The sequence below is a fragment of the Streptomyces sp. NPDC102270 genome, from assembly GCF_044766405.1.
Taxonomy (GTDB): domain Bacteria; phylum Actinomycetota; class Actinomycetes; order Streptomycetales; family Streptomycetaceae; genus Streptomyces.
This window is the reverse complement of the sequence record NZ_JBIWLX010000011.1, coordinates 327,955-344,811: the sequence shown is the minus strand read 5'-3', so window position 1 is coordinate 344,811 and position 16,857 is coordinate 327,955. Positions and strand designations below refer to the sequence as shown.

Here is a 16,857-nt window from a genome sequence, read left to right as displayed (position 1 = left end):
CGTCGTGCTGCCCAGCCGCCGTTTCCTGCTCGGCCCCCGGACCCCGGAGACCGCATGACGACGCTCCGCCGACTCCTCGTCGGCCTGGCGCTTCTCCTGACGGCCGCCTGCTCCTCGGGGGGTGAAAAGGGCGACCGCGCCGAGCCGACGCCCACACGAACGCCCTCGGCCGTCGCCGACCCCACGCCGTCCGCGAGCGCCTCGGCCTCCGTGAGTCCGGGTATCTCGTGGCCCACCCACAGGCCCAAGCCGTCCGCGCCTTTCCGTTCTCCTGACAGGACCCCGGCCACCACTGCCGCGCCCGCGGGAGCGGGGTTCCCGGACGCCGGCAACACCGGCCCCCGGATCCGGCTCAAGGCGCGCGCCGCCGGGAACATGAGCGTCAGGACCGATGGGGCCGTGATCAGGGGCCAGGACGTCACCGGCTCGCTCGACATCTACGCGAACAACGTGACGGTGATCGACAGCAGGATCACCTCCACGAACTGGTGGGGGATCAACCTGCGCCCCGGCTACAGCGGGCTGAGGGTCCTGCACACCACCATCACCGCCGTGCCCGGCAAGGGGCCCGACAACGGCGGGGTCGACTACGCCGTCTCCAACATGGGCAGCAGCGCCATCGAGGTCGGCTGGTGCGACATCTCCGTGTTCGGCAACGCCCTCTCCATGGGCCAGGGCAACCTCCACGACAACTACGTCCACGGCCTGGTCCCCTTCCGCAACAACGGCGGCGAATGGCAGCACACCGACGCGGTGATCAGCGGCGGCGGCAGCAGGGGCACACTGGTCGTCCGGCACAACACCCTGCTCAACCCGGTCCCCGTCGACCAGGGGGCGTCCGCAGCCGTCGGCCTGTTCGCGGACACCGGGCACGTCTCCAACACCGTCATCGACGGCAACCTGCTGGCCGGCGGGGCCTACGCCCTGTACGGCGGCGGCGACGGCGCCACCGGGATCACCGTCACCAACAACGTGTTCTCCACCCGGTACCACCGCTACTCCGGCGTCTACGGTGCCGTCACCGCCTGGAACGCGGGCGGCGCGGACAACGTGTGGCGCGGCAACCGGTTCGACGACGGCACTCCCGTCACCCCCGAACCGGCAGGCTGAGGAAGACGATCATGCGACGCATCGCCCGCGCCCCCTGGGAGCTCCTCAAGCGCGCCTTCGGCTGGCTCGTCCTCTTCGAGCTGCGCAACAAGGTGCTGCTGCTGCCCTCGGCGGTGCGGCTGCGTCGTCTCGAGGACGCCGAGACCCGCCGCCTCACGGCTGTCGTCGGGCCCGTGCCGCAGGCCCTCGTCGCCACGGTCATCGCCACCCACCGACGCCCCGACGCACTGCGGGCCGCAGTCGCCTCGGCGCTGGCCCAGACGGTGCGCGACCAGGTCGTCATCGTCGTCGACGACGGCGCCGGGCTCCCCGAACTCCCCAACGACCCCCGCCTGTTCGCCGTCTCGCTGGCACGCAACACCGCCGTGGCGGGCGTCGTGCGCAATGTCGGCATCCGCCTCACCCGCTCGCCGTACGTGGCGTTCCTGGACGACGACAACCTGTGGGAACCCGACCACCTGGAGAGGGCGTTGGCGGTTCTGGAGGCCCCCGGCGGGCCCGACGGCGTCTATACCGCGCTGCGCCGCGTCCTGCCGGACGGGACCGAACGGGACGTGCTGTCCGTGGAGTTCGACCGCCGAAGGGCCGCCCGGGAGTCCTTCCTGGACACCAACGCGTTCGTCGCCCGGCGCGACGGCTCCCTGCACTTCAGCCGTCTGCGCCGGACGCCTCGGGTGCTGCCGCGCGAGGACTGGGAGCTCGTGTACCGCTACAGCCGCCATCACGCCGTACGCCATGTGCCGCACGCCACCGTGCGGTATCTGGTGAACCCCGGGAGCTTCTACACCACGTGGTCCGGCTGAGCGGCGCCCGGTCGGAGCAGCGCGGCGACCGCTGCCCTGCTGGCCCGCCGGCCCAGGACCGCCCGTGACGTCTCACGCAGCAGTACGGCGGCCCGGAAACAGGCCGTCGGGACCACTCCGTGGCGCCGCCGGTACAGCCGCACCCGGTTGAGGGTGAGCAGGGCCCACAGCCGGGGCGACACCTGGGAGTCGCCCCCGAGGTGAACGGCCTCGGCCGACGGCTCCAGTTGCGTGGCACAGCCCAGATCCCGGGCCCGCAGGCAGTACTCGGTCTCCTCCGAGTAGAGGAAGAAGGACTCGTCCCAGGGACCGCAGGCGGCCCGGCACTCGGCCGAGATCGCCATGAGCGCGCCGGTCGCCCAGTCCGCGCGCGTGGGGCGCCGGTAGGCGCCGGGGTCGGTGACCAGTTCGCTCAGCCGCGGGAAGCGCCCGGCCCGCCGGTTGCCGATGACGGCCTCGCCGAGGGCCCGCAGCACGCTCGACTCCCGCCGCAGCGAGTAGTGGGGCGTGTCCCGGCCCTCCTCGTACAGCAGGGGTACGGCGATCCCGACGCCGTCGCCGAGGCTGTCGACGAGACGCTTGGCGCAGCCCTGACGCATCCGGATGTCGGGGTTGCAGATCAGGGCCACGTCCCCGTGGTCGACGGCCTTCAGCGCCGCGTTGACGCCGGCCGCGTACCCGGCGTTGCGGCCGGTCTGCACGACGGTCGCGTCGGGGGCCAGTTTCCCGAGGAGCTCGACGGTGTCGTCGGCGGAGTCGTTGTCGGCGACGACCAGCCGCCAGTCCAGGCCGGCCATGCCGTCCGGGAGGGCGGCGAGGAACCCGGGGAGCACCTTGGCGCTGTTCCAGGTGACGACGATGACGGCGACGGGGCTCAACGGGACTCCACGAGTTGGGGAAGCCGGTCTTCGGAGGCATTGCGGGGGACGGCCGGGAGAGCGGCGGCGGCCGCCTCGCGCCGGATGAAACCGAGGTAGCTGCCCCCCGCCCCGAGCACCAGGAAGAACATGCCGGCGAACATGGGGAAGCTGAGCGAGTCGAAGGTCGCGCTGCTGACCAGGGCGACCAGCGACGAGGCGAAGAACGCCTGCCCGAGTTCACGGTCGGACTCGGTGCGGGCGAGCCGCCGGACGGCGCCGCCGTGGTGGATGCCGGTGATGAACAGGACGAGCAGGGCGAGGAGTCCGAGCGCCCCCATCTCGGCCAGGGTCAGCATGTACTGGTTGTCGGTGAAGAAGTACAGGTCCGGCGTGAAGGTGCCGAAGCCCCGCCCGAACAGCGGGTGCTCCTTCAGATAGGGCACGATCGCGCTGTACTTGACCGTGCGGGCCTGGGTGCTGCTGTCGGAGTTGGACAGGAACGACGCGAACAGACCCGTGATCGTGCCGATCAGTCCGGGGACGAGCACCTTGAAGACGGCCACGGAGGCCGTCATCACGCCGATCGCGGCCCAGCGCCGGGCCGGCTTCCAGCGCGGCACCATCACCAGGGCCACCAGCAGCAGCCCGATGATCGAGGTCCGCGACACCGACAGCGGCAGTGCACCGCCCATGAGCACCACCGGGGCCCAGCGGCGCAGGACGTGGCGGTGGCGTCGTACCGGATCGAAGGCCTGCTGGAGCGCGAAGGGCAGCAGGATGGCCAGCATGCCGGCGAACTCCAGCGGCTGGGCCGTGGTGGCCCGGGGCCGGGTGAAGGCACCGCGGTCCATGGCGCTCACCTGGGCGACGCTGGTCTGCAGGCCGGGGATGTGGATGGAGTCGGCGATGTTGGTGGCCGCGAAGAAGTCGTAGAAGCCGATCGCGGCGACGACGGACGCCAGGACGACCACCCGGCGCATCAGGACGTCAAGGCGGCCGCGTTCCTGCATGGCCGCCGAGGTCAGGACGACGAGCGAGACCCACACCAGGTATCCGATGAGCCCGCGGTCGGCCCCGAGGACCTCCTGGTGCGAGCTCTCGCGCATCGCGTCCGCGATGTAGGCCATGAGGACGGCCGTGCCGAGCACGCACATCGAGACCCGCACGAACCTGGTTCCCGGCGCGGGCAGAATGCGGCCGCCCAGCCAGGTCGCGAGGTACCACAACAGACCGAGCAGGGCGAAGACGTTGGCCGGGGTGCCGACCCCGCCGAGCGCGGGCAGGGCGAGGTTGGAGGGGATGTAGAAGGCCAGTGCCAGGTAGACGGTGAGGATCGCGGTGGCGTCGACGCGGCGGTTCAGCCAGCCCACCCGTTCGCGTTCGCGGGCGGGGGCGCGGGCCTGGCGCGGCCGGGCGGCGGCGTTGCGCCGGCGGCGGACCACCGTGATGCCCTCCACCAGGATCGACAGCAGGAACGCGCTGACGACGCCGACGATGACGACGGCCGCGATGCCCTGGTAGCGGTTCTTCGACTCCGCCACCGGGGTCTGCGGCAGCACCACGGGGGCCGTCTGCACGAGATAGGCGGGCGGCACCTTGGCGGCGGCCTGGAGGGCGTCGAGCTGCTCGCCCGCGAAGGCGGTCAGGATGTCGGTCTCCTTCAGCACCTTCTCCCGGTCGGTCCCGGTGACGCTGAGGACGAGCAGCGGGCTCTCGCTGTCCGGGGCGAACCCGGTCGCGTAGGGGTCCGTGACGCCTCTGCCGTGCAACTCCTTGGCCGCGTCGCTCGATTCGAGGGTTCTGATCAGCACGTCGGCCGTGACGATCAGCGAACCGCCCGCGTTCGAGATGGGGTTGCCGAAGGTGGGGGCCAGCCGGGCGACGGCCGAGGAGTCCAGCAGCGCGACCGAGCTCTGCGACTCGTAGGAGACCGGGACCGTCTCGTACAGATACGCGCCGCCGAGCAGGCTCAGGACGGTGAACGGCACCATGAAGTACCACCGTCGGCACAGAATGGCCCATATCTCACCAATGCTCACGAACCATTCCTCCTTTCGGTGGCATCCGGCCACATGTCCTGCCAGTATCGGGGGCGACGGAAGGAACTCACATGTCGCCCGGGAACGTCGCCGACGCCCTGCTCCGCCGCTGGTACGTCCTGGTGGTGGCGCTGCTGTTGACGGCTGCCGGGGCCTACCACGTGGTGCGCCCCGCCCCCCAGTACGTCGGTTCCGCGGTGGTGGTGCTCAAGCCGCCGGTCACCCAGAACCAGCCCAACCAGCTCACCAACCTCCAGCCGCCGCTCGCCGTGCTCTCCTACGGCGTCATACGGCAGCTGGAATCCCCCGCCGGGACCAAGGAGCTGAAGGCGGCGGGCGTGCACGGGACCTACCATCTCGTCCCCCGCAACAGCGGCACCAGCGCGACGCCCCGCTATCTGATCCCCTCCTTGCAGGTGCAGTCGCAGGCGTCCGGCGCGAAGGCCGCGGTGACGGCGGTGAGCCGCATCATCGACGTCTACACCCGGCATGTCGACGCGCTGCAGAAGGCCCAGGGAGTTCCCGCCGGGGCGCGGATCACGGCGACGGTCCTGACCTCCCCGAGCGCCGCCCAGGTGCAGGGCGACAGGATGCGGGGCCTCGCGGGTACGGCGTTGCTGGGCGCGGCGGGCGGGATCGTCGGCGCGTTGTGGCTCGACCGGCTTCTGCTGAGCCGCCGCAAGGACGCCCCGGGGCGCCGCCGTCGCACCGATCCGGTGCCCGTGGTGAGCTGAGGGGAACGGGTCGTTCATCAGATTCCGCGACGCTTCCAGGACTCCCACCACAGCCACTCCCGCCCGCGTTCGGCCACGGCCGACCACACCAGCGGCTGGAGGTAGGGCATGGCCTTCGGCCCGATCCGCCGTCTGAGCCGCAGCGCGCGGTACTCGGGCAGGCTCCGGTAGCCGGGCAGGCACTCCTCGGCGAACGCGACGCACTCCTCGACCGGGACGACTGCCGTACGTCCCCGGTCGTAGGCGCGGTAGGCGCGGCGCAGCGCGAAGCGGGCGAGCCGGGTGTGGACCTGGTCGGCCAGGCGGTCGGCCTCGGGCAGCCGGTCGGCGCACTTGGTGAGCACCGAGTCGAAGGCCACGAGCCGCTGGCGCAGGTCGTCGAGCTGGCCGCCGAAGTCGACGGTGGACATGTTCTTGCCGTGGACGCGGTAGAAGGCCTGGTCGGCGCCGCGGATGTAGCCGACGTCGGCGTGCGCGGCGAGCCGCATCCACATCTCGATGTCGCCGGCGTGGGGCAGTGCCGGATCGTAGCCGCCGACCTTGCGCTGGAGGCTCGTACGCACGACGACCTCCGGCGAGGTGATGCATCCGGTGCCCTCACGGAAACGCCGGTCGAGCCACCAGTGGCCGGGGTAGACGACCGAACCGGTGCTCCGGGTACGGGCCTCGGGCAACGGACCGCCGTGCTGGAAGCGCAGCGGCCGTCCGTAGGCGAAGCCGGCCTCGGGGTGGGCGTCCAGGAGGGCCGCGGCCCTTACCAGCGCGCCGGGGACCAGCCGGTCGTCTGCGGACAGCAGGGCCACGTAGTCGCCGTCGGCCCACTCCAGCAGGCCTTCGTTGTACGTGGCGATGTGGCCCTTGTTGGTCTCGTGGACGTGGACCTCGATCCGCGGGTCGGAGGCGGCCAGTTTCTGCGCCACCTCCGCCGAGTCGTCGGGCGAGGCGTCGTCGATGATGAGCACCCGGACGTCGACGCCGTCCTGCTCGTCCAGGACGCTGCTCACACAGTCGGCCAGGAAATGGCCGTACTTGTAGCAGGGGATGACAACACTGACGGTGCTCATCTGTGGGGAAGCCAATCCCCGGTGACGGCCCGCGCCGGACTCGGCGCGGACCACCACCGGTGGGTTCTGGTCGGTCAGTTCTTCTTCTTGCGGACGGTCGTCTTGCTGGTCAGGGTCCAGGTCTGGGACTTCACCGTGTGTCCCTTCCTGTCCAGGGCCTTGACGCCGACCTTGAACCGGGTGCCGTCCGGCAGGGGCGACGACAGGTGGACGGACACCTTGTGGGTGGCCCTGTTGTAGGAGGTGACGGCCGTGACGTGGAGCTTCTTGGCGGCCTTGGAGCCGCTCAGGACGGTCACGGTCGCCTTGACGGACGACAGCTTGGCCGAGGCGGGCAGGGTGGTGACGAGCGGGCTCGTCGCGTCGGCGGTGTGCGCCAGCGAGGACGCGGTCACCTCCGCGGCGTTGGCCGTCGCCAGGGACGCGCTCGGGTTGTCGGCGGTGAAGACCGGGCCGACCCAGTAGTTCGCGGATCCGTAGGAGCCGTTCGGGAAGGCCGCCGAACTGCCGTACCGGTAGAGCCCGTTGTGGTGGGCGCCGGTGTCGGCCGTGGCCGTGAGCGGATAGGACTGGTGGGCCGCCGAGAAGTAGCCGCCGTCCACCGCGTAGTTGCCGTTGGGCGCGTGGTAGGAGGCGACGTAGGCGGTGTCGGCGGTGACGGCCACCGGGGTGGCGAAGGTCATCGTCTGCCAGCCGGAGGCCGACTCGGTGGTGAAGGTGCCGGTGGCGAGCAGCGTGCCGTCGTCGGACCACAGGCTGCCGGTGTGGGTGCCCGTGTTGGTCGCGCCCTTGTAGAACGTGACGCCGGTGATCCAGCCGTTCGCCGAGGACGTGAACCGGGTGCCCAGCTCCACCGAGTTGCCGTCACCGGTCACCGCGGCCGTGGCCGGGGTGGCGGAGGAGTTCCACAGCGTGCAGGGGCAGGTGACCGCCGGCGGCTGGGAACTGGTGGTGAAGCTCCACGTGACCGGGTCCGCCATGGCGTTGCCCCACAGGTCGGAGGCCTGGACGGACGCGGTGTACGTGGTGTGCAGCGACAGCTCGGTCGACGGGGTGAAGGTCGCCTTGTTCGACGCGGGAAGCGTCTTGGTGCCCGGCACGGTGTTGCCGTCCGGGTCCTTCACGGTGAACGTCAGGCTGTCGGCGTCGACGGCGTGGTCGAAGACGGCCGACACCGGTGCCGTGATCGACGTACCGGTCGCGCCGGACGTCGGCGAGGTGGAGGTGACCGCCGGCGGGGTCGTGCTGGCCGTCGAGGTGTCCAGCACCACGTCGACCCAGTAGTTGCTGCCGGAGGACGCCGAGGACGGGAAGGCGCTGGTGGAGCTGTAGCGGTAGACGCCGTTGCCGCCGTCGGTGCCGGACTGGAGTCCGGTGAGCGGGGCGAGGCCTGCGGCCTTGTCGGAGAAGTAGCCGCCGTCGTAGGAGTATCCGCCGTTGGGGGCGAAGTACGAGGCGACGTAGGTGGTGTTGGCCTTGACGGTCACCGGGGTGGAGAAGTTCAGCTGCTGCCAGCCGGAGGCCGACTCGCTGGTGAAGGTGCCGGTGGCCAGGCGGGTGCCGGAGGCGCTCCACAGACTGCCGGTGTGGGTGCCGGTGTTGGCCGGCGACTTGTAGAAGCGGACACCGGTGATGGAACCGGCCACCGTGGTACGGAACTTGACGCCGAGCTCCAGGGAGCTGCCGTCACCCGCGTTGACGGTGCCGGGGACGGCGGAGGCCGGCCAGATGGTGCAGGGGCAGGCCTGGGGGCCGACGGTCAGAGCGAGGGTGGTGGTGGCGCCGATGTTGACGCTGTCGTCCACCGCGCGGACCTTGATCGACGCCGCGCCCGGGGTCGTCGGGGTCCAGGTGTAGCTCCAGGAGGTGAGGCCGGTGGCGGCGTTCCAGGTCGATCCGCCGTCGGTGGACACCTCGACGCGGGCGACGACGCCGCCGGAGTCGGAGGCGGTGCCCTTGACGGTGACCGGCTTCAGCGCCGGGACCGTGGCCCCGGAGGCCGGGCTGGTGACGGTGACGGCCGGGCCGGTGGTGTCGGTGGTGGCCGTGGCGGCGACGAGGTTGCTCTGCCGGGTGAGCGGCTGGACGCCCATGTCGGCGAGGATGTTCACGGTCGCCTGCTGCATGCGGGCGTCCTCGGTGACCACCGTGTCCGCCGGGTCGTACGTCGGCAGGTTGGTCAGGCCCCACGACCACTGCACGGTTCCGGCCCCGAACACCAGGGCTCCGGAGTCCTGGTCGCGGAACTCGACGAGGTTGTGCGTCGCGGTGCCGTTGCCGTACATGTTGCCCCAGTCGAGGCGGTACTTCCCGTCGTTGATGTCCACCGTCGTGGACGACAGGTCGATGGCGCCGGCCGGTCTGGTGCTGTTGGAGATGTCGCTGTCCCACTCGTAGCCGAGCGTCCCGGTCGGGAAGGTTGCCGTCTGGCTCGCCGTGAGGTTCGCGATGGACGTGCCCCGCCACAGCCGGTTCTTGCCGTACGAGCCGGGGACCGTGATGGCGTCGGAGCGGTAGCCGTTCACCGTGAACATGGAGCCGGTGAGGATGTTCGGCGGCTGGTAGCTCTGACCGTAGTTCGTGCTGGCCGGGTCCATCCAGGTGCCGGTCCACTCACCGCTGGGGTCGGCGATGCCGTTGTTCTGCGCCATCTTGGTCATCTTGTAGCAGACCAGGGTGCGGTTGGCCGTGCTCGCGCCGTCGATGCTCGGGGCGAGCCGGGTCTTCCAGAACACCTCGTTGCCGCTGAAGAAGGCCTGTCTGACGCCTGCCTTGCGGGCCGCCAGGACGTTGGAGTACTGGCTCTGCGTCCAGTACTCGTCATGGCCCGAGGACAGGTACACCTTGTGCTTCTTCAGCAGGGTGGCGCCGTTGGTGGACACGTCCACGCCGGACAGATAGCTGACGTCGTAGCCGTTGCGCTCCAGCCAGGACAGCATCATGAACTCGGAGCCGTAGATGCCGTTGTCGCCGCCGATGTCCAGCGGCCGGTTGTAGCTGACCTCGTAGGCACGGCCGTCGGGCGCCGGGCCCGTGCCGCCGTAGAGGTCCTGGCCGCCGTAGTCGTTGTACGCCTGCCAGGTCTGGTCACTGGTCTGCACGACGACGTCGGAGGTGCTGGAGTCCTTGCGGACGACGAACGGGTACGGCATCAGGCCGTCGCCGTCGGTCTGCGTGAGGTTCGCGATGTACAGGCCGGAGACGGCGTCGCTGGGCACCGTCCAGTTCACGGTCACGGGCCAGTTGCCGCAGTCGACCAGGCCGGTGGCGGCCTTGGTGGTGCAGTTGGCCGGCTTCGTCGTGTAGTTGGCCGGGTAGGTCGTCGCCGCCTGGGCGGCGGTCGAGATCAGCCGCGCCCCGTCGCCGCCGTACCAGCCGAGGCGGTAGATCTCCACACGGTACGAAACCGGCGACTGGACCTTGAACTGGACGTTGTCACCGGCCTGGACGCTCTCCTTGGTGGAGAACCCCTTGATGTCACCGTAGGCGTTGGGCGAGTACCAGTCGGACATGGGGCTGCCCGCCTTGGAGTTCTCGCATACGACAGGGTTCGAGCCCGTACCGCAGGGATCGGAAGCCGCCTGTGCGGACCCCGCCTGCGGGAGCACAGCCCATACCAAAGCGGCTATGACGGCGAGGCGCCCGCCCCGGAACCGTCTGCTCCATCTGTTCATGTGTACCTCTCAGCGGTGCTGTGCAGGACCGACCCTGAAGTCGGGGGTGAGGCGTGCGGTGAGGGGACCGATCAGCCTCGGAGCGCTTCGGCGAGCGCGGCCACGACCTGCTGCTGCTGGTCGGGGGTGATCTGGGGGTACAGCGGGAGCGAGAGGATCCGCTCCGCGGCCCTCTCGGCGTTGGGGAAGTCGCCCCGCTCGTGGCCGAGGTGGCGGTAGGCCGGGGTGAGGTGGACCGGGGCGGGATAGTGCACCCCGGCGCCGATGCCCTCGGCGTTGAGCTTGCCGACGAGGTCGTCGCGGTCGGCTCCGGCGACCTGGACGACGTACAGGTGCCAGACGTGGACGTTGCCGGGGGCCGTCACCGGGAGGACGACCCGGCCGGCGGACGCGAGGTCGGCGAGCAGTTCGTCGTAGCGGGCGGCGGCCGCCCGGCGGGCCGCGTTGCCGTCCGCCAGCCGCTTGAGCTTGGCCCGCAGGACGACGGCCTGGAGTCCGTCCAGGCGGCTGTTGAAGCCGGGGACGTCATGGCGGTACTTGGCGACACCGCCGTGGTTGGCCATCGCCCTTACCAGGCCGGTGAGTTCCTCGTCGTCGGTGAGCACCGCGCCCGCGTCGCCGTAGGCGCCGAGGTTCTTGCCCGGGTAGAAGCTGGTGGCCGCGACGGTGCCGCTGCCCGGTGAGCGGCCGTCGCGGGTGGCGCCCTGGCACTGGGCGGCGTCCTCCACGACCCGTACCCGCTCGGGAAGCCGGGCGGCCAGGTCGGTCACCTCGGCCATCTGTCCGTACAGGTGGACCGGTACGACCGCGCGGGTCGCCGGTCCGACGGCCTCCACGGCGGCCTGGGGGTCGAGGAGATGGCTGTCCGGCAGACAGTCGGCGAGGACCGGGCGGGCGCCGATCCGGGCCACGGCCCCCGCGGTGGCGATGAAGGTGTTGGCGGGCACGACGACCTCGTCGCCGGGCCCCACACCGCTCGCGCGCAGGGCGAGTTCGACGGCGTCGGTGCCGTTGGCGACCCCCACGCAGTGCGCGACCGAGCCGAACTCGGCGTACTCGCGCTCGAACTGGCGGACCTCGTCGCCGCCGACGAACGCGGTGTTCGCCAGTACCCGGTCGAAACCGGCCCGGACCTCGTCGGCGACTTCTTCGTGGGCCGCCTTGAGGTCCACGAGCGGAATCTGGTTCATGTCAGTGGTCCCCCCACTGTCGGCGTTGCGAGTTCGTCCAGCGCGGGCGCGCCCGCCGCGCGCAGCCGTCGGGCCGGGCTCCCCACCCAGACCTCACCCGGCGGTACGTCGTCGAGCACGGCACTGCCCATGCCGATCTGTGACCAGGCGCCGACGGTCGCGCCCTCCCTGACCAGGGCGCCGGAGCCCACGTAGGCGCCGCGCTCCAGCCGCACTCCCCCGCCCAGGCGGACCCCGGAGGTGAGTGTCGCGTAGTCCTCGACCACGTCGTCATGGGTGAGGACCACCTGCGGCATCACTGCCACATGGGCGCCCACCCGTACGGCGGCGGTCAGGACGCAGTGCGCGAGCAGGACCGAGCCGGGACCGATCCCGGAGTCCGCCGAGACGACCGCGGTCGGGTGGACCACGGTGGCGTAGCGCTCCTCGGGCAGTGCGAGCCGCCGGACCAGCCGGGCGCGGGCCGCGTAGTCGCGCGGATTGCCCACGCAGATCACCACCCGCGCCTCGGGCAGTTCGTGGACCAGCTCGCAGCTGCCGAGGACGGGCACGCCGGCGACATCGGTGCCGTGCAGGCCCGCGTTGTCGTCGAGGTGTCCGAGCAGCTCGAAGGCGCCCGTGTCCGCCACGGCCTGGGCGGTCTCCCGGGCGAAGCCGCCCGCGCCGACGATCACGAGTGCGGTCATCCGCGGGCCTGTTCGCGCAGTGCCGCGACGACTCGGTCCTGCTGGGCCTCGGTCATCGTGTGGAACAGCGGCAGGATCAGCGAGTCGCGGCTGATCCGCTCGGTGACCGGCAGCGGCACGCTCGGGTGCTCCGCGTAGGCCGGTTCGAGGTGTGCGGCCATGATCCCGCGCCGGGCGGAGACTCCGGCGTCGGCGAGCGCTTCGAGCAGGTCGTCGCGGCCCACGGGGAAGTCCTCGGCGAGCAGCACCCAGTAGGACTGGAAGTTGCTCTGTCCGTGCGCGGGGTCGCGTACGGGCGTGAGGCCGGGGACGTCGCGCAGCAACGCGTCGTAGCGTGCGGCCAGTTCGCGGCGGCGGGCGATCATCGCGTCGAGCTTGCCGAGCTGGACCAGACCGATCGCGGCCTGCACGTCGGTCATCCGGTAGTTGAAGCCGACTTCCAGATAGCTTTCCAGGACCGGCTTGTTGCTCGCGTGGCGCTGTGCCGCCGAGGCGTTCATGCCGTGCTCGCGCAGCCGGCGCAGCCGGGCCGCCCAGTCGGCGTCGTCGGTGGTGATCATCCCGCCCTCGCCGGTGGTGACGAGCTTGCGGGGGTGGAAGGACCAGGCGGCGAGCAGCGCGCCATGGCCGACGGGCTTGCCGCCGACGGTCGAGCCGATGGCGCAGGCCGCGTCCTCGACCAGCGGCAGGTCCCAGTCGGCGCAGGCCGCGCGCAGGGCGTGCACATCGGCAGGTACGCCGCCCTGGTGGACGGCGAGGACGGCCTCGGTGCGGGCGGTGCGGACCTGCTCCACGGTGGCCGGGGTCAGGTTGCCGGTGACGGGGTCGACGTCGGCGAACACCGGCTCGGCGCCGACGTACCGTACGGCGTTGGCGGTGGCGATGAACGACAGCGAGGGCACCACCACTTCGTCGCCGGGCCCGATGCCGAGGGCGACCAGAGAGAGGTGCAGCGCGGTGGTGCAGGAGCTGACCGCGACGGCGTGCTCGGCGCCCACCCGCTCGGCGAAGGCCCGCTCGAAGGCGGCGACCCGGGGGCCCTGGGCGACCCACCCGGACAGCACGGCGTCGGAGGCGGCGCGGGCCTCCTCCTCGCCGAGCCAGGGGATCATCACGGGGATGCGGTCGGTGCTCACTCGGCGGCCCCCTCGGCGGAGCGCTCCGCGCGCCACCACTGGACCAGGTCCTTCAGGCCCGTGCGCAGGTCGATCTCGGCGGTGAACCCGAGCCGTTCGGCGGCCCGGGTGGTGTCCGCGAGCCGGCGCACCACCGAGTTCACGGACCGGGCGGGACCGTGCACCGGCTCCAGCCCCTCGGCGCCCATCGCCTCCAGCAGCCCGTCGGCGAGCTCGCGCAGCGAGGTCTCGCTGCCGCTGGCGATGTTGAACACCTCGTCGGTGACGTCCGATTCGGCGGCCAGGATGTTGGCCCTGGCGATGTCGCGGACGTCGACGAAGTCCATGGTCTGGGTGCCGTCGCCGAGGATCAGCGGCGGCTCGCCCGACTCGATGCGCTCCATCCAGCGGATGAGCACCTCGGTGTACAGGCCGTGGATGTCCATCCGGGGTCCGTACACGTTGAAGTAGCGCAGCGCCACGTAGTCGAGCCCGTACATGGCATGGAAGCTGCGCAGCATGCCCTCGTTGAAGGCCTTCGCCGCGCCGTAGAACGTGTCGTTGTTGTAGGCGTGGTGGCGCTCGGTCGTCGGGAAGACCTCGGCCATGCCGTAGACGGACGCCGAGGAGGAGGCGATCACCTTGCCGACGCCGGCCGCGGCCGCCGCCTCCAGCACGTTGAAGGTGCCGTCGACGAGGACCTCGTTGGCGAGCCTCGGCTCCTCCGCGCACTGGGTGATGCGGATCGCGGCGAGGTGGAACACCAGGTCGGCGCCCTCGGTGACCTTCTTGACGGTGTCGACGTCCCGGACGTCACCCTCTACGACCTCCACCACACCGCTGGGCAGGGCCTTGCCGAGGTTGGCCCGGCGCCCGCGCACGAAGTTGTCGAGTACGACGATCTCGCGGGCGCCGCCCTCGGCCAGCAGGTCGACCAGGTTGGAGCCGATGGTGCCCGCTCCCCCGGTGACCAGGATCTTCTTGCCACGTACGGTGCTCAACTGCGGTTGCCTCTCAGGTGATGGGATCTGTCAACGCCCGGCGCGCAGGCCGACGACCGCGCCCTTGAACTGCAGGCTCCGGGAGGCCGCTTCGAGGATGTCCAGCACCCTCAGGCCCGCCCGGCCGTCGGTCAGCGGCGCCCGGCCCGTCCCGATGGCGTCGGCGAACTCGTCGACCATGCTGCGCAGCGCTTCCTTCTCGCCGATCGCGGGCGCGACCATGTCTCCCGAGCGGTACGAGATGAGCATGTCCCGGCGCTCGTCGGCGCCGATCTCCTGCGGCGCGGCCATGTCCACACCGCGGTCGTAGACGGACACCCGCTGGAGGGGGTTGAGGTCGTCCCAGAGCAGGGTGCGCTTGGAGCCGCCCACCATGGTGGTGCGCACCTTCGTCGGCGACAGCCAGTTGACGTGCACGTGGGCGATGGCCCCGGTGCTGAGCGTGAGCGTCAGATAGGCGATACAGGCCTGTCCGGCGCCGATCGGGTCGGCCCCGTGGGCGGCGACGGCGACCGGCTCGACGCCCGCGGGCAGGATGAAGTCCAGGATGGACAGGTCGTGCGGGGCGAGGTCCCACAGGACGTCGATGTCCTTCTGGACGAGCCCGAGATTGATGCGGACCGAGTCGACGAAGTGGACCTCGCCGAGCTCGCCGGAGTGGACCAGTTCCCGGATGCGGCCCACGGCGGGCGTGTAGCAGTAGGTGTGGTCGCACATCAGCGTGAGCCCGCGCTCCTCGGCCTCGGCGACCAGCCGCATCCCGTCGGCGTAGGTCGCTGCGAGCGGCTTCTCCACGAGGACGTGCTTGCCGGCGCGCAGGGCGGCCAGGGCGATGTCGAGGTGGGTTCCGGCGGGCGTGGCCACCGCGACGGCGGCCACCTCGGGATCGGCGAGTACGGCCGCGTAGTCCGAGGTGGCCTCGACGGTCGAGTAGCCGCCGAGGACCCGCCGGGCCCGGTCGACGTCGAGGTCGACCAGCGAACGCAGCCGGAACTGCTCGCTCGCCTGGAAGTTGCGGACGAGGTTGGGTCCCCAATAGCCGGCCCCGACGACCGCCACCCCCAGCGGCTCGCTGCTCTGCGTCACGTGGTCCCTCTTCCTTCGGTCCATCAGTAGGCCCCCGTTCCGCGCACCACCGCTGTCGTGGTGCGCGCCAGGATGGACAGGTCGAGGCTGGTCGACCAGTTGTCCACATATGCGAGATCGAGCCGGACCGCTTCCTCCCACGGCAGGTCCGAGCGGCCGCTGACCTGCCACAGCCCGGTGAGGCCGGGCTTCACGAGCAGCCGGCGTCTGACCTCCGCCGGATACTCCTCCACCTCCTCGGGCAAGGGCGGGCGCGGGCCGACGAGCGACATGTCGCCCTTGACCACGTTGATCAGTTGCGGCAGTTCGTCGAGGGAACTGCGGCGCAGGAAGGAGCCGACCCGGGTGATCCTCGGGTCGCCCTTCACCTTGAACAGCAGACCGTCGCTGTTCTCGTTGAGGTGCTCCAGTTCCGCGCGCAGCGCCTCCGAGTCGGGGCGCATGGTGCGGAACTTGAACATGGTGAAGTGGTCTCCGTACCGGCCCACCCGCTGCTGCCGGAAGAGTGCCGGTCCTGAGCTGTCCAGGCGGATGATCAGGGCGATCAGCAGCATGGGCAGCGCGAGCAGGAGCAGCAGGCCGGCGGCGAAGGAACGATCCAGCAGTTCCTTCGGCAGCCGGGAGGTCCGGGAGAGGTTCGGCGCCTGGACGCGCACCAGCGGCACCCCGTTGGTGGGCCGTACCGCGAGCCGGGCCGCGGACACGTCGGCCAGGACGGGGGCCAGCAGGAAGTCGACGCCCCGCGCGGCCGCGGTCCAGGACATCCGGCGCAGGACGGAGGCGTCGAACTCGGGCGCGGGCAGCACCACCAGGGTGCCGATGCCCATGGCCCGGATGACGTCGTCCATGGTGTCCACACCACCGAGGACCGGGAGCCCCAACTTGCGGACCGCCGAAGCGTTCTCCGGATCGCTCAGGCACACGCCCGCGGCCCGGAGTTCCTGGACACCGTCGCGCCGCAGCACGGCGACCAGCTCCGCGATGCCGTGCGCCGGCCCGACCAGGAGCGTGGCGCTGCGGCCCCGGTCCCTCGCCCACCTGCGGTGCAGCCTGCGCCGGAGCGCGTACCGGACCAGCACGGCGAGGAGGCCGGCGGGCAACGCGGCCATGATCATGTCATGAAGGAGGCCCGCATCGTGGGTGAACGACCAGTGCGCGACCGCGGCGAGCGCCGGCAGGGCGACGGCGCCCCGGAGCACCCGTCGGTACTCCTCGGTGCCCAGTCCCAGGGCGCTGCGGTCGTAGGAGCGGTGGGCCACCATGGCCACGATCCACGTCGGGGGCAGCACCAGGGCCACCGCCCAGCGGCCGTACACCGCGTGGATCACGAAGGCCGCGGCAACAGCCGCGAGGCTGTCCGCGACCAGCAGGACGATCCGGTACCTCTGCTCCCAAGGTCTTCGGCGACCTTGCGGAGTCCTGTGTTCCACAAGCAATTGCTCATGCGTGACCTCAATGGTCATGCGCCCCCCACACGTGCACGGTTACCCCTGAC

13 protein-coding genes are annotated in these 16,857 nt (G+C 71.1%); 3 read left to right on the top strand and 10 right to left on the bottom strand.

Annotation, left to right across the window (positions count from 1 at the left end; genetic code table 11):
- Window positions 1-54: 54 nt before the first annotated feature.
- Window positions 55-1,110, top strand: a complete 1,056-nt coding sequence (locus tag ACIRP7_RS24870) for a hypothetical protein (protein ID WP_403663473.1) — start codon at window positions 55-57, stop codon at window positions 1,108-1,110.
- A gap of 11 nt (window positions 1,111-1,121) precedes the next feature.
- Window positions 1,122-1,913, top strand: a complete 792-nt coding sequence (locus ACIRP7_RS24865; protein WP_403663470.1) for a glycosyltransferase family 2 protein — start codon at window positions 1,122-1,124, stop codon at window positions 1,911-1,913.
- Here the strand turns inward: ACIRP7_RS24865 and ACIRP7_RS24860 are convergent.
- A complete protein-coding gene (locus tag ACIRP7_RS24860; RefSeq protein ID WP_403663467.1) occupies window positions 1,892-2,791 on the bottom strand; it encodes a glycosyltransferase family 2 protein in 900 nt (299 codons plus the stop codon). The two genes, ACIRP7_RS24865 and ACIRP7_RS24860, sit on opposite strands and share 22 nt — an antisense overlap.
- Window positions 2,788-4,812: an O-antigen ligase family protein gene (locus ACIRP7_RS24855; protein WP_403663465.1), complete on the bottom strand. Its 2,025-nt coding sequence runs from the start codon at window positions 4,810-4,812 to the stop codon at window positions 2,788-2,790. The genes ACIRP7_RS24860 and ACIRP7_RS24855 overlap by 4 nt, the downstream gene beginning before the upstream one ends.
- Window positions 4,813-4,883: 71 nt before the next feature.
- On the opposite strand from ACIRP7_RS24855, the gene ACIRP7_RS24850 reads away from it, so the two are divergent.
- On the top strand, window positions 4,884-5,546 hold the full coding sequence (locus ACIRP7_RS24850; RefSeq protein ID WP_403663462.1) for a hypothetical protein: 663 nt from the start codon (window positions 4,884-4,886) through the stop codon (window positions 5,544-5,546).
- 17 nt (window positions 5,547-5,563) lie between these two features.
- Here ACIRP7_RS24850 and ACIRP7_RS24845 read toward each other — a convergent pair whose 3' ends face one another.
- The 8 genes from ACIRP7_RS24845 to ACIRP7_RS24810 form a co-directional block, all read right to left on the bottom strand.
- Window positions 5,564-6,610, bottom strand: coding sequence for a glycosyltransferase family 2 protein (locus tag ACIRP7_RS24845; protein WP_403663459.1), 1,047 nt, complete (start codon window positions 6,608-6,610; stop codon window positions 5,564-5,566).
- Between the two features lie 74 nt (window positions 6,611-6,684).
- The gene (locus ACIRP7_RS24840; protein ID WP_403663456.1) at window positions 6,685-10,122 is read right to left on the bottom strand and encodes a DUF4082 domain-containing protein; all 3,438 of its coding nucleotides are present in this window, start codon (window positions 10,120-10,122) and stop codon (window positions 6,685-6,687) included.
- Window positions 10,123-10,355: 233 nt separating this feature from the next.
- Entirely contained in the window at window positions 10,356-11,474 is a 1,119-nt protein-coding gene (locus tag ACIRP7_RS24835; protein WP_403663453.1) for a DegT/DnrJ/EryC1/StrS family aminotransferase, read from the bottom strand.
- The gene (locus tag ACIRP7_RS24830; protein WP_403663450.1) at window positions 11,471-12,160 is read right to left on the bottom strand and encodes an acetyltransferase; all 690 of its coding nucleotides are present in this window, start codon (window positions 12,158-12,160) and stop codon (window positions 11,471-11,473) included. Before ACIRP7_RS24830 ends, ACIRP7_RS24835 begins: the two co-directional genes overlap by 4 nt.
- The gene (locus ACIRP7_RS24825) at window positions 12,157-13,296 is read right to left on the bottom strand and encodes a DegT/DnrJ/EryC1/StrS family aminotransferase (protein ID WP_403663448.1); all 1,140 of its coding nucleotides are present in this window, start codon (window positions 13,294-13,296) and stop codon (window positions 12,157-12,159) included. Before ACIRP7_RS24825 ends, ACIRP7_RS24830 begins: the two co-directional genes overlap by 4 nt.
- The gene (locus tag ACIRP7_RS24820; protein ID WP_403663445.1) at window positions 13,293-14,276 is read right to left on the bottom strand and encodes an NAD-dependent epimerase/dehydratase family protein; all 984 of its coding nucleotides are present in this window, start codon (window positions 14,274-14,276) and stop codon (window positions 13,293-13,295) included. The genes ACIRP7_RS24825 and ACIRP7_RS24820 overlap by 4 nt, the downstream gene beginning before the upstream one ends.
- 30 nt (window positions 14,277-14,306) lie before the next feature.
- Complete coding sequence (locus ACIRP7_RS24815) at window positions 14,307-15,362, bottom strand: Gfo/Idh/MocA family protein (protein WP_403663442.1); 1,056 nt, start codon at window positions 15,360-15,362, stop codon at window positions 14,307-14,309.
- Between the two features lie 23 nt (window positions 15,363-15,385).
- Complete coding sequence (locus ACIRP7_RS24810) at window positions 15,386-16,825, bottom strand: sugar transferase (RefSeq protein ID WP_403663439.1); 1,440 nt, start codon at window positions 16,823-16,825, stop codon at window positions 15,386-15,388.
- Between the last annotated feature and the right edge of the window lie 32 nt (window positions 16,826-16,857).

Excerpts from the sequence above, each read along its gene's own strand:
- ACIRP7_RS24870 (WP_403663473.1), top strand. The coding sequence starts at position 55 with ATGACGACGCTCCGCCGACTCCTCGTCGGCCTGGCGCTTCTCCTGACG.
- ACIRP7_RS24835 (WP_403663453.1), bottom strand. The coding sequence starts at position 11,474 with ATGAACCAGATTCCGCTCGTGGACCTCAAGGCGGCCCACGAAGAAGTC.
- ACIRP7_RS24830 (WP_403663450.1), bottom strand. The coding sequence starts at position 12,160 with ATGACCGCACTCGTGATCGTCGGCGCGGGCGGCTTCGCCCGGGAGACC.
- ACIRP7_RS24865 (WP_403663470.1), top strand. The coding sequence starts at position 1,122 with ATGCGACGCATCGCCCGCGCCCCCTGGGAGCTCCTCAAGCGCGCCTTC.
- ACIRP7_RS24850 (WP_403663462.1), top strand. The coding sequence starts at position 4,884 with ATGTCGCCCGGGAACGTCGCCGACGCCCTGCTCCGCCGCTGGTACGTC.
- ACIRP7_RS24840 (WP_403663456.1), bottom strand. The coding sequence starts at position 10,122 with ATGTCCGACTGGTACTCGCCCAACGCCTACGGTGACATCAAGGGGTTC.
- ACIRP7_RS24845 (WP_403663459.1), bottom strand. The coding sequence starts at position 6,610 with ATGAGCACCGTCAGTGTTGTCATCCCCTGCTACAAGTACGGCCATTTC.
- ACIRP7_RS24810 (WP_403663439.1), bottom strand. The coding sequence starts at position 16,825 with ATGACCATTGAGGTCACGCATGAGCAATTGCTTGTGGAACACAGGACT.